At 71.0% G+C, this 12,632-nt stretch carries 10 protein-coding genes; 4 read left to right on the top strand and 6 right to left on the bottom strand.

Going from position 1 to position 12,632, the window contains the following annotated elements; genetic code table 11:
• Positions 1–41 precede the first annotated feature (41 nt).
• From ACFQ7C_RS07445 to ACFQ7C_RS07435, 3 genes are all read right to left on the bottom strand, one after another.
• Positions 42–536, bottom strand: a complete 495-nt coding sequence (locus tag ACFQ7C_RS07445) for an RNA polymerase sigma factor (RefSeq protein WP_378898879.1) — start codon at positions 534–536, stop codon at positions 42–44.
• Positions 533–1,213 (bottom strand): hypothetical protein, encoded by a 681-nt coding sequence (locus ACFQ7C_RS07440; RefSeq protein WP_378898878.1) that lies wholly within the window; start codon positions 1,211–1,213, stop codon positions 533–535. Before ACFQ7C_RS07440 ends, ACFQ7C_RS07445 begins: the two co-directional genes overlap by 4 nt.
• Before the next feature lie 93 nt (positions 1,214–1,306).
• The gene (locus ACFQ7C_RS07435; protein ID WP_378898877.1) at positions 1,307–2,302 is read right to left on the bottom strand and encodes a TetR/AcrR family transcriptional regulator; all 996 of its coding nucleotides are present in this window, start codon (positions 2,300–2,302) and stop codon (positions 1,307–1,309) included.
• A gap of 128 nt (positions 2,303–2,430) precedes the next feature.
• On the opposite strand from ACFQ7C_RS07435, the gene lipB reads away from it, so the two are divergent.
• Positions 2,431–3,069 (top strand): lipoyl(octanoyl) transferase LipB, encoded by a 639-nt coding sequence (lipB, locus tag ACFQ7C_RS07430; protein WP_378898876.1) that lies wholly within the window; start codon positions 2,431–2,433, stop codon positions 3,067–3,069.
• Positions 3,066–4,124: a lipoyl synthase gene (gene lipA, locus ACFQ7C_RS07425; RefSeq protein ID WP_378898875.1), complete on the top strand. Its 1,059-nt coding sequence runs from the start codon at positions 3,066–3,068 to the stop codon at positions 4,122–4,124. Before lipB ends, lipA begins: the two co-directional genes overlap by 4 nt.
• A 12-nt stretch (positions 4,125–4,136) precedes the next feature.
• Here the strand turns inward: lipA and ACFQ7C_RS07420 are convergent, their stop codons facing one another.
• Together ACFQ7C_RS07420 and ftsY are read right to left on the bottom strand one after the other, a co-directional pair.
• On the bottom strand, positions 4,137–4,637 hold the full coding sequence (locus tag ACFQ7C_RS07420; protein ID WP_378898874.1) for a DUF2004 domain-containing protein: 501 nt from the start codon (positions 4,635–4,637) through the stop codon (positions 4,137–4,139).
• Positions 4,638–4,718: 81 nt separating this feature from the next.
• Positions 4,719–5,591, bottom strand: a complete 873-nt coding sequence (ftsY, locus tag ACFQ7C_RS07415) for a signal recognition particle-docking protein FtsY (RefSeq protein WP_378898873.1) — start codon at positions 5,589–5,591, stop codon at positions 4,719–4,721.
• Positions 5,592–5,640: 49 nt separating this feature from the next.
• On the opposite strand from ftsY, the gene ACFQ7C_RS07410 reads away from it, so the two are divergent.
• Complete coding sequence (locus ACFQ7C_RS07410; RefSeq protein ID WP_378898872.1) at positions 5,641–8,217, top strand: ATP-binding protein; 2,577 nt, start codon at positions 5,641–5,643, stop codon at positions 8,215–8,217.
• Positions 8,218–8,226: 9 nt separating this feature from the next.
• Here the strand turns inward: ACFQ7C_RS07410 and smc are convergent, their stop codons facing one another.
• Complete coding sequence (gene smc / locus ACFQ7C_RS07405; protein ID WP_378898871.1) at positions 8,227–11,775, bottom strand: chromosome segregation protein SMC; 3,549 nt, start codon at positions 11,773–11,775, stop codon at positions 8,227–8,229.
• 478 nt (positions 11,776–12,253) lie between these two features.
• Between smc and ACFQ7C_RS07400 the strand changes: the two genes are divergently transcribed.
• The gene (locus tag ACFQ7C_RS07400) at positions 12,254–12,508 is read left to right on the top strand and encodes a hypothetical protein (RefSeq protein ID WP_378898870.1); all 255 of its coding nucleotides are present in this window, start codon (positions 12,254–12,256) and stop codon (positions 12,506–12,508) included.
• Positions 12,509–12,632: the final 124 nt, after the last annotated feature.

Below are 12,632 nucleotides of genomic sequence, written 5' to 3'. Positions count from 1 at the left end.
CGATTCTACGCGAGCGGATGCCGCACCCCGGCGCCTTCGGGTCAGGCGACCGAGGCGCCCAGCGCGACGCGCAGCTCCGCCTTCGCCTTCGCATACCGGCCGCGAGCGGTCGAGGCGGGAATCCCGGCGATCTCGGCCGCCTCGGCGATCGAGAACCGCTCCCAGTGCACGAGCCGCACCAGCTCGGCGAGATCGGGATCGAGGCGGGCGATGGCATCGCGGACCTCGGCACCCTCGTCGGCGGCCGCGGACGCCGCATCCGTCGTCCGCTCCGAACGGATGCGGTCGGCGAGGGCCCATCGGCGGCGCTGGCCCCGCACGTGGTTGAGCACGGTCGTACGGGCGATGCCGAAGAGCCACATGCGCGCCCGCTCGGGATCGCCGGGCAGGTCGCGCACCCGCCGCCACGCGACGACCATCGTCTCGCCGAGGAGGTCGGGCGCGTCGTCGAGCCCGGCGCGTCGCTGCAGATATGCGAGGAGATCAGGGGACGCCTCCTCCAGGGCATCGGTGAGGCGATCGCCGTCGCGCCTCACGAGCCGGCTCCGAAGCCGTACAGCTCTCCGTCTTCGTCGAAGCACTGGATCTGCGAGCTCGCCTCGCTGCCGACGAATCGGGGATCCGGCACGGCGAACCCGGCATCCCTCAGAGCCTGGGTCTCGAGATCCGCAACGACGAGCGTCCACGCGATCCATTCGTCGCCGAACTCATTGTGAGCAATCGCCTCCGCGCGTTCTTCCGGCGACAGCTCGGCCAGTTGCCGCTCCCGTTCGGACTGGTCGTCGGGCGACCTCAGTGCGACGTACTCCTTCTGCTTCTGCGGCACGAGGGACTGCGCCTCACCGACGACATCGGTCGTGCGGTACCAGTCTTCGAGCGTGCGGTTGACTGCCGAGAGGAACACGGGGTCGGGGCCGTTGCTGTAGTCGGAGAAGCGCAGCTCGCAGTCGAACCCGTTCGACATCGTGAACGACACGGCACCGACGGGTTCCTGGATGCTCCAGGCGCCGAACCCGTCGGTCGCAGTGGCGACGCCCGCACCGCCGGCGAGCAGCACGGCAAGCGCCCCTGCGGCGAAGCCGATCCGCCGCCGGCGAGGGCGGCGCTCCTCGCGCGACGCCGCGCCGATCATCGCGCGCAGGCCCGCGGGGTCGGCGGCACGCGTGACCGGTGCGGACCGGTCGAGGAGATCGTCGAGCAGGTCGGGGGTCATGGTGCCTCCAGTGTCGAGGGTGTCTTCACCTCGTACCTGTCCGGCACCGCGCGAAACGTCCGCGCAGCCCCCACCCGCTTACAGGATGAGCGGTCAGGGTTCGGGGCCGAGCTCCTGGAAGAGGGTCAGCTGCAGCCCGGCGGGGCCGCGCAGGCGGGCGTTGAGCGAGCGCCAGGGAGTCTCTCGGGCGGATGCCTCGACGTCGGCTCCCGCGTCGGCCAGTCGAGCTGCCGCGGTCGCCGTGTCTGCCACCTCGAGAGCAAGACGGATCCGGTCACTCGGCGCGTCGCCGTCGGTTTCGACGCTGTCGATGAACTCGACCTGCGCGGGATTCGCGATCTCGAGCGTCGCCCGACCCGCGGCGAGGATCGCGACGCGCGCGCCGCCGTCCGCCTCGTAGGCCTCGGCCTGCGGCATCCCGACGACGTCTCGGTAGAAGGCGAGGGTCTGATCGAAGGCGGCGGCCTGCACCACCACCCGAAGCTGGGCGACCTCTCCCGCAGGGACCGTCGACGAGACCGGGGCCGCAGCGTGCGCGGCGATCGACAGGAAGCGCTCGAGGGAGGTGCGCCCGGCGCCGTCGTGAGCCCACGCCTCGATGGCGGCCAGCACCGCACCACCCCATGCGGCGCCCGCGACCTCCGCACGCACACGGTCCGCGCCGCCGCGCATCAAGCGCGCCGACACCGCACGGGCCACACGCGCGCGCCGCAGGGCCGCGTCGCGCTCGTACTCGGCCTCCAGGCCCATGGCCGTCGCATTGACGATGGCGAGGGCGAGACTGTCGGGGGCGAAGGATTCCGCGACCGCGAGGGTCGCGGCACGCACCTGGTCCGCAGCATCCGTGCCCGCCGACTCGGCGAGACGGTGCTCGAACGCGGTGACGCGCTCATCGAGCCCTGCCCACAGCACGTCGGACTTGGATGAGAAGTAGTTGAAGAAGCTCGATCGACTGACCCCGGCGCGGCTGGCGATGTCGACGATCGACGTCTGCTCGTAGCCCTGCTCGAGGAACAGCTCGCACGCGGCCTCGGCGATGGTCTCGCGGGACGACGCCCTCGGACGCCCCGCGCGCTGCTCCGTGGACATGACCCCCACCCTATTGGCCGTACCGCGCACGCGGTCCGGCCGTCTGCGCTGCGGATCCTTCGCGTGCGGCGGATGTATTGTTGGACGCGATCCAGCAATCGCCACAAGCGAACGAGCGAAGGAGCACGATGCTCGACATCCAGACCGTCGGCCTCTCCCCCGACTACGTGTCATACCTCGACGGATGGGCGCTGCAGCGCAGCGTCCACGCCGACGTCGTCACAGGGACCCGCCCCGACACGCTTCTGCTGCTCGAGCACGAGGCCGTGTACACGGCCGGGGCACGCACGGCGCGGCACGAGCGACCCACCGACGGCACGCCCGTGGTCGACGTCGACCGCGGCGGCAAGATCACGTGGCACGGCCCTGGCCAGCTCGTCGGCTATCCGATCGTGCGACTGGCCGAACCCGTCGACGTCGTGGCGCACGTCCGCCGCCTCGAGCAGCTGCTGATCGACGTGCTCGGCGAGTTCGGCATCGACGGCTATCGCGTCGACGGGCGCAGCGGCGTATGGGTGCGCCGCCCCCTCGGAGAGGACAAGGTCGCCGCCATCGGCGTTCGCGTGCAGCGCGGCGTCACGATGCACGGCTTCGCACTCAATTGCGACAACACGCTCGCCGGATTCCGCGGCATCATCCCGTGCGGGATCACGGATGCCGGGGTCACGACGATCAGCGAGATCGCCGGCGCCGACATCTCCCCCGCCGACGTGATCGACACCGTCTCGCGGGTGTTCGAGGCCGACTTCGCGGGGGTGGCGGCATGACCGCCTGCGGCACGGCGCCCGGAGCATCCGCAGGCGCGGCGGGTGCAGCATCCGCCCCCTCCTCCGCCGGTCCCGACGGTCGCAAGCTGCTGCGGCTCGAGGTCCGCAACGCGCAGACCCCGATCGAGCGCAAGCCCGAGTGGATCAAGACCCGGGCGAAGATGGGACCCGAGTACCAGGCGCTGCACTCGCTCGTGAAGACCGAAGAGCTGCACACGGTCTGCCAGGAGGCCGGCTGCCCCAACATCTACGAGTGCTGGGAGGACCGCGAGGCGACGTTCCTCATCGGCGGCTCCCAGTGCACGCGCCGGTGCGACTTCTGCCAGATCGACACCGGCAAGCCGGCGGACTACGACACCGACGAGCCCCGCCGCGTCGCCGAGAGCGTCGTGCGCATGAACCTCCGCTACGCCACGGTCACCGGCGTCGCGCGTGACGACCTCGCGGACGGCGGAGCGTGGCTGCATGCCGAGACCGTGCGACAGATCCACGCGATGAACCCGAACACCGGGGTCGAGATCCTCGCGACGGACTTCAACGGCGACCCGGCGCTGCTCGGCGAGGTCTTCGAGAGCCGCCCCGAGGTCTTCGCGCACAACGTCGAGACGGTGCCGCGCATCTTCAAGCGCATCCGTCCCGCCTTCCGGTACGAACGCTCGCTCGACGTGCTCACGCAGGCCCGCGAGGCCGGCCTCATCACCAAGTCGAACCTCATCCTCGGCATGGGCGAGGAGCCCGAAGAGGTCGTGCAGGCGCTCGAGCACCTGCACGCGGCCGGGACCGACATCATCACGATCACCCAGTACCTGCGCCCGTCGCCGCGCCACCTCCCGGTCGCGCGCTGGGTGAAGCCCCAGGAGTTCGTCGAGTTCAAGGAGGAGGCCGAGCGCATCGGATTCCTCGGCGTGCTCGCCGGCCCGCTCGTGCGCTCGTCGTACCGCGCCGGGCGCCTGTGGGCGCAGTCGATGATCTCCAAGGGCCGGGAGATCCCGTCGCACCTGGCGCACATCGCGGAAGACGTGCACGTCGAGCGAGGGTTCGCCCAGGCGGTCTGAGCCCTCGGGGCGCTAGTCGGCGCTCGTCACCGACAGCACCCCGCCGTCGGAGTCGAGGTTCACGAGCAGCACGTCGTCGGTGGCATCCGGGTCGAGCGCGTACTCGAGCACGGCGAAGGGGTCGGCGCCGCCGTGCTCGTCGGCGAGGATCGTCATGCTCATGAGCTGCAGCGAGCGGATCACGTCGATGTGCACGTCGCCCGAGATGTCGACGAGCGCGTCCTCCAGGGCTTCGCCGAGCGCCTCCTGCTGCTGCAGGATGTACTCGGTCACCTCGCTGGTGCGATCGCTCAGCTCGTTGACCATCGCGTTGCGGGCGCTGCGGTCGATGTCTTCGATCGACGAGATGAGCGCGGCGGCCACGTCGAGGGCCGCCTCCGAGACGTCGTCCTGGTCGGGGGCCGTGAGATCCACTGTGACGGACTGGTCGCCCAATTCGACGTTCTCCGACCAGAAGATCGATCCGTCAGGCCCCGATTCGAGGAGTCCGAAGTAGTCGTGCTCGATCGCCATGACCCCATGAAACCGCAACCGGCGCGTCGGCGATAGCCCGAACCCGGCATGGCGCGGATTCGGCCGGATCCGACACCCGGATCAGTCGACCAGCGATGCCGCGAACACGTGCGGAGTGAAGCCGGTGAGGTCGCCGATGCCCTCGCCCTGGCCGAGCAGCTTGACCGGGATCCCGGTGCGCTCCTGCACCGCGAGCACGAAGCCGCCCTTGGCGGAACCGTCGAGCTTGGTGATCACGAGACCGGTGACTCCGGCGTGCTCCAGGAAGGCCTGGGCCTGCAGGACGCCGTTCTGACCGGTGGTCGCGTCGAGGACCAGCAGCACCTCGCTGATGGGCGCCTGCTTCTCGACGACACGACGGATCTTGCTGAGCTCGTCCATCAGCCCGCCCTTCGTGTGCAGGCGCCCCGCCGTGTCCACGAGCACGATCTCGGTGCCGGTGCTCTTCGCGTACTCGATGGTCTGGAAGGCGACGGATGCCGGATCCTGGCCTTCCTGCTGCGGCCGGACGATCGTCGCGCCGCCGCGCTCGGCCCAGGTGGCGAGCTGGTCCACAGCCGCGGCGCGGAACGTGTCGGCCGCCCCGACGACGACCGAGCGTCCGTAGCGCTGCAGGAACTTCGCGAACTTGCCGATCGTCGTGGTCTTGCCGACGCCGTTGACGCCGACGACCAGCACGACCGCCGGTCGCTCGGTGAGACGGAGGGTGGTGTCGAACTTCGCGAAATGCTCCTCGAGCGTCTCCTTCAGCATCCGCTGGAGGTCCTTCGGGTCAGTGGTGCGGAAGCGCTCCACCTTCTCGCGCAGCTCGTCGACGATGCGCTCGGTGATGTCGGGCCCGAAGTCCGCGGTGAGCAGCGCCGTCTCGAGGTCGTCCCACGTCGTCTCGTCGATCGTGGGCTTGACGAACATGCCGCGCAGCGCGCGACCGAGCGACCAGGAGCTCTCTGCCATTCCCCCAGCCTAGGTGCCGACGCGGGTGCGGCACGGCATGATAGGCGCCATGGCATCGGACCGGACCGACGTCATCCGGACGCCGGATCAGAAGCTGCGCGTCTTCGTCAGCTCCACGCTGGCCGAGCTCGCCGACGAGCGCGTGGCGGTGCGCCGCGCCATCACGACATTGGGCCTGGCGCCGGTGATGTTCGAGCTCGGGGCTCGCCCCCATCCTCCCCAGGAGCTCTATCGCGCGTACCTCGCGCAATCCGACGTGTTCATCGGCCTCTACTGGGAGAGCTACGGCTGGGTCGGCCCGGGAATGGAGATCTCCGGGCTCGAGGACGAGTTCCGCCGGTCGGGCGACAAGCCCCGCCTCCTCTACCTCAAGGCGCCGGCTCCCGCGCGTCAAGCCGGCCTGAGCGCGCTCATCGACGAGATCCGGGCCGCGGGCACGGACGCCTACCGGACCTTCGCGACGCCGCGCGAGCTCGGGCGGCTCGTGCGCGACGACCTCGCCCTGCTGCTCAGCGAGCGCTTCATCGGCATGGCATCACGCGCCGCCGACGAGACGCCGCCGAGCCGCGAGCCGCCGCGGAGCACGCTGCCGGTCACGCCGACGTCGTTCGTCGGCCGCGACACCGACGTGGAGGCCATCACCTCACTCCTGTCCCGACCGGGCGTCCGCCTCGTCACCGTCACCGGGCCCGGCGGAGTGGGCAAGACGCGCACGGCGGTCGCGGCCGGCCAGGTGCTCGCGGTCGACGCCTCGTCGACGGTCTTCGTGCCCCTCGCGAGCGTCACCGATCCCGCGCACGTGCTCCCGCGGATCGCCGAGGCCGCACGTGCCGTCGTCGAGGGGACACGCTCGATGCAGGACATCCTGATCGAGCATTTCGCCGACGAGCCGATCGTGCTGATTCTCGACAACCTCGAACAGGTCGCAGACGCGGCACCACAACTCGACAGGCTGCTCTCCCACTGTCCGAGGCTCAAGATCCTCGCGACCAGCCGCGTCGCTCTGCGGCTGCGCGCGGAGCGGGAGTACATCCTCCAGCCGCTGCGCAGTGGCACGGACGGCCTCTCCCTCGACGAGGCGATGGAGCTGCCCGCCGTGCAGCTGTTCCTCGATCGCGCCGAAGCCCTCGGACGCCCCATCCCCACCACCGAGCGCAATGTCGCCGCCGTGCTCCAGATCTGCCGTCGACTGGACGGGCTGCCGCTGGCGATCGAGCTGGCAGCGGCCCGTACTCGCCTGCTCGATCCGGTGGCCGTCCTCGCTCGGCTCGAGAACGCCCTGGATGCTCTCGGCTCCGGCCCGGTTGACCTGCCCGAGCGTCAGCGCGGACTGCGCGCGACCGTGGAGTGGAGCGTCGGTCTGCTGAACGAGGCGGAACGACGACTGCTGGCAGAACTGTCGGTCTTCGTGGACGGCTGGACGTTCTCGGCTGCGGCCGCGGTCGGTGACATCGACGAGGCCGCAGCACTCGACCGGCTCGACACGCTGACCGGGCACAGTCTGGTGGGCGTGGACGCGAGCGGCGACGAACCCCGATTCCGCATGCTGATGACCATCCGGGAATTCGCCGGCGAGCTGCTGACGGACGACGAGCGCGCCGTGGCGGAACGCCGGCACGCCGAGTTCTTCGCCGCGGCCGCGCAGACGCCCGTCGTCGCCGAGCGCATCCAGGGCTGGAGTGACGCGATGCGGCGCGACGAGGAGAACCTCCGCGCCGCCGTCCGGTGGTTCTTCGAGCATGCCCCGGCGCGGCTGCCTCATCTGTTCCGCACGCTGTCGCTGTTCTGGGAGTTCCAGGACCGCATGCCGGAAGGACGGGCGTGGATCACAGAGTTGCAGGGTCGCATCGACTCGCAGGACCTCGACGTGGACAGCCGCGCCGAGGTCCTGTTCGTCGCAGCGCTCACCGCCACCGAGACGGGCGACGACGCCGGTGGGCTCACGGCGCTCGACGGACTCCTGCAGATCGTCGAGGTCGTGGGTGACGCCGCGCTCCGCGACCTGCTGTACCTCGCGATCGCGTGGGCCCTCCCGATCCGCGACGACTTCGCGGGTGCGCTCGAGGCGGCGACTCTTGCGGCAACAGGTTTCGCGGAGCGCAGCGACCCGGCCGCCGCGTTCTGCCCGATCACGATGGGCACGCTGCAGCTCGCCCTCGGCGACGACGATGCCGCGCGTCCGCACCTGGCGGAGGCGGAGCGGATCGGGACGCGCATCGGCAGCGAATGGTTCAGCCTGACCGCCCGGACCCATCTCGCGATCATCGAGGTGCGCGCCGGTCGTCCCGGGGCGGCGCGTCAGCTGATCGCGCGGGCGCTGGACGACATCGACGCTGCCCGGGCCGTCACACCCACCCTGTGCTTCGCGCTCGGGGCGTTCGCACAGCTCTCCGTCGCGGACTCCCGGCCCGAGCTCGCCGCCGCCGCTCTGGGCGCCGTCGATGCCCTGCGCGATCGTGCTGGTGTGCTGGCCTGGCCCACATCGCGACCGATCGAGGCCGAACTGCGTGCCCGTGTGGCTGCCGTGCTCGACCGCGACCAGCTCGCTGCCGCCTTCGCCGCAGGGGCGTCACTCCTCCCGCGCGACGCGCTCGCGTTCATGCGGAGCCACATCGTCGAGCGCTGACCTGCCGCGTCAGCTCGCGACGCGCTCGGCGATCCGCTGGCCGACCACGGCGGACACGCCGTCCTGGCGCATCGACACGCCGTACAGGGCGTCGGCGATCTCCATGGTGCGCTTCTGATGGGTGATGACGATGAGCTGGCTCGACGCGCGCAGCTGCTCGAAGACGCCGAGCAGGCGCCCCAGGTTGGCGTCGTCGAGGGCGGCCTCGACCTCGTCCAGGATGTAGAAGGGGCTGGGGCGCGCCTTGAAGATCGCGGTCAGCAGCGCGACCGCCGCGAGCGATCGCTCTCCGCCCGAGAGCAGCGAGAGCCGCTCGATCTTCTTTCCCACCGGACGGACCGCCACCTCGATACCGGTGGTGAGCGGCGAGTCCGGATCCGTGAGTGCGATCGATCCCGTTCCTCCGGGGAACAGGATGGGGAACACCTCCCCGAACGCGACCTTCGTGTCTTCGAACGCCGCCAGGAAGATCGTCTGCATCCGCTCATCGAGCTCCTCGATGATCGTCAACAGGTCCTTCCGCGTCTGCGTGAGATCCGCGAGCTGTTCCGTCATGAACTTGTGGCGCTGCTCGAGCGCCTCGAACTCCTCGAGCGCGAGTGGGTTCACCCGGCCGAGCTGGGCGAGCTTGCGTTCGGCATCCTGAAGGCGTCGCCGCTGCTGCGGGCGATCAAAGGCAACGGATGCCACGCCCCCGGGTTCGTCGCCCTGCTCCGGCGGATCAGCCGTCGGATCCAATGGAACAGGCTGATCGGGACCATATTCCGAAACAAGAATATTCTCGTCGAGTGCCAGTTCGGACTGCACGCGCTCAAGCAGCCCGGTCACGTGCAGACGCTTCTCATGGATCTGCAGCTCGAGGCTGTGGACGCTCTCGGTGAGGCGGGTGAGGCGCTCGCGTGCCGCGTTCTCCTGCCCGCGGAGCTCTGCGAGCTCGGCGGTGACGGCCGTGCGCTCGTGCTCCGCGGCGGCGAGCTCGGCACGGGCCTGCGCGAGCGAGCGGTCGACCGAGTCGATCACGGCCGGCAGCTGACCGGCGACGCCGGCGGCGATCTCACGCTGCGCGCGGCGGACCACGGCGCGACGCGCGGCCTCCGCCGCCGCCTCACGCTCGCGTTCGCGCTGACGTTCGAGCCCGGCGACACGGGCTTCGCCTGCACGGATGCGCTCGCGCAACGTCTCGACGTCCAGCCGCGATCGCATCTCGCCGTCCCGGGCCTCCTCCAGCGTCGCGAGCATGCCCTCCCTCGCGGAGGCATCGAGGATCGGGCGGGGCGCTTCGAGGGCCGCGGTGAGCTGGTCCTCGGCGGACCGCGCCGACGCCTCCGCCTCCTCCACCGCCGCAGCCGCCTGCGCCAGCCCCGCGGCGAGGCGGTCGCACTCGGCGACCGCGGCCTCGTGGCGCACCGTCGCCCGGTTGACCTGCTCGGCGTGGGCGGCGAGGGCCGCGTCGTGCTCGCGAAGGGTCGCGAGCGCGGTCTTCGTGCGCAGGCGCGCGGACTCGAGCTCGCGCGTCGCGTCGTTCAGCGCTTCGCGCAGTGAGTCCGCAACCACGGCGATCTCGTCGCGGCGGTCTGCCGCGGCATCCCGTTCCGCCGCGAGCTCCAGACGCGATCGGGAGGCTCCCGCACCCGCGCGGAGGGAGTGCTCGGTGTACACCTCGCCGCGACGGGTGACGATCGTGATCGGCCCGCCGGGTTCGGCGTCCGCCAGCGCGGGTCCGGCCTCGCGGGCGGTGTCGAGGTCGTCGGCGACCACGACGTAGGACAGCAGTCCGAGCACGCCATCGGGGGCCGTCACGACCTCGCGCGCCGGAAGCACCCCGGGCAACCCGGGGAAGAGCGGGCGCATGATGCCCGCCGAGGCGATCACGATGTCGACGACACCCGCATCGGCGTCGCGCGCGGCGTCGGCCACGGCGAACGCGCTGTCGCGGTCTTCGACGAGCACACCCTCGGCGACGGGTCCCAGCACCGCGGCGATCGCTGCTTCGAACCCCGGCTTGACCTGGACGGCGTCGCCGACGAGGCCCCGCACGCCATCTCGGCCCTCCGCGATCAGCGACGAGGCGCCGTTCTTCACATCGAGCGCTCGGCTCAGTGCGGCCGTCTGCGCCGTCAGCGCTTCGCGTTCGCGCTCCGCGGCGTGCAGCCGTTCACGCAGCGACGCGACGGACGCCTCGGCGTCGGTCGCATCCCGCTGCGCCCGTTCGTACGCCGTGGCGTGGTCGGCCGACGATTCCTCGGGCACGACGTCGGGATCGACACCGGCAAGGATCTCCTCGGCGTCGGCGCGGCGGGCGAGAGCGGCATCGAGCGCCTTCTGCTGCCGCTCCACCGCAGACTGCACCGCGGCGAGGGCGGATGCTGCAGCCTCGGCGGTACCGCGGAGCGCGGTGATGCGCATGTCGTGCTCCGAGACCAGCGCGCTCTGCGCGGCGATGTCCACGTCCAGTGCGTCGAGCTCGGCGCGGGCGCGCACGACGTCCCGCGCGGACTCGGCGGCGGCATCCTGCGCGGCGCCCAGCCCGTCGGACACGTCGTCGATCTCGGCCCGGGCCTCGTCGATCATGGCCTGCGACACCGTCGTGAGCTCGATGCGATCCTCGTCCTCGGCGTCACCGAGAAGCGCGAGCCGTTGTCCTGCCAGGGCGTAGAGCCCGCGCAGGCGCTCCTGCACCCGCTCGAGGCCGAAGGCGACGCGGCGAGCGGCATCCACGCTCTCGGAGCGCTGATCGCTCTCGAGCTGCTCGATGCGCACGCGGGCGTTGTCGAGCCGCTCCTGCAGCACGATGCGCTCGGCGTGGCGCTCGTGCTCGCTCTGCGCATGCGACGCGAGCTCGGCGCGCAGGCCCACGATCTCGTCGGCGAAGAGCCGCGCCTTCGCGTCGCGCACCACCGCGGCGATGGTGGCCGCCTCACGGGCGATCTCGGCCTGACGGCCGAGGGGTTTCAGCTGCCGGCGCAGTTCGCCGGCCAGGTCGCTGAGACGTGTGAGGTTCGCCTCCATCGCATCGAGCTTGCGGAGCGTCTTCTCCTTGCGCCGACGGTGCTTGAGGATGCCGGCGGCCTCCTCGATGAATCCGCGGCGGTCTTCGGGCGTCGCCTGCAGCACGCTGTCGAGGCGCCCCTGCCCCACGATGACGTGCATCTCGCGGCCGAGACCGGAATCGCTCAGCAGCTCCTGCACGTCGAGCAGGCGGCAGGACTCGCCGTTGATCGCGTACTCGCTCGAGCCGTTGCGGAACAGCGTCCGGCTGATCGTCACCTCGGAGTACTCGATCGGGAGGGCGCCGTCGCTGTTGTCGATCGTGAGCTGCACCTCGGCGCGGCCGAGCGGCCCGCGCGTCGCGGTGCCGGCGAAGATGACGTCCTCCATCTTGCCGCCGCGGAGCGTCTTGGCGCCCTGCTCCCCCATCACCCACGCGAGCGCATCGACGACGTTGGACTTGCCGGAGCCGTTGGGGCCGACGATGCACGTCACGCCCGGTTCGAGGGCGAACGTCGTCGGCTGCGCGAACGACTTGAACCCTTTGAGCGTCACGCTCTTGAGGTGCATGATTCGCCTTCCACCCCGGTCGTTTACCCGCCTACGCTACCCGAGCCCGGCCCGGGCGCCCGGAAGGCCTGCCGGGAGGCCGCGACACGCCATGAGTTCACCGAATCTGCGAGAAAGCTTGACGCGGGTATCCCGGACCCGCTAACGTCACTCTCTGCGTCTGAAGTCGAGAAAGGAGGTCCCCCGATGATGCTGATGACTCCAACCGGAATCGCCGCCCGTGATGGCGGAGCGATTCGTGCCGTCGCGTCGGGGACCGTCTCCTTCGGCGCTGTGCTGAGCGGCCGCTTCCCCGCCGCCATCTGATCCCCGCAGGGGACGAGTCTGCCCTTTTCCGGGCGAGGACCGTCGACTGCGCCGCACCCGCTTCGCGGTGCTGAGCGCGCACCCCCTGCACTCTCCGTCCCGTCGTGCTGCGGCACGGCATCCCCGCCTCCGGCGTCCGCCCGAGGCAACACTCCCATCTGAAAGAGCAATCGTGAACACTCTCCTTGCGCCGCAGCGCCCCTCGGGGCTTCCCGATACGCTGCGGCTCCCGAGCCGCGACACCCGCACCTCGCTCCTGGACCGCCTCGCCCTCCACCTGGGTCTGCGGCTCCTGCTGTGGAGCACCCGCACCCCGCGGCTCGCGGACGACCGCCGCCGGCACGCCGAGTCGTACCGGCATCAGGAGGCCACCGCGCGACGTGAACGCGCCTACCTCCGCGAGGCCAGCCTCGCCCCCCGGCCGTGACGGCCACCGGGTCCGCCGCCCGCCCGCGGGCGGCGGCCCGCCCCCCGCAGCCCCACGCCTCGACACCGCACGGACGCATCGACATGACCCCCATCACCGGGGTGGGGTTCCGCCCCCGCGGCGG

The organism is Microbacterium sp. NPDC056569 (genome assembly GCF_042793475.1).
GTDB lineage: Bacteria > Actinomycetota > Actinomycetes > Actinomycetales > Microbacteriaceae > Microbacterium.
This window is presented reverse-complemented; position numbering and strand designations above follow the sequence as displayed.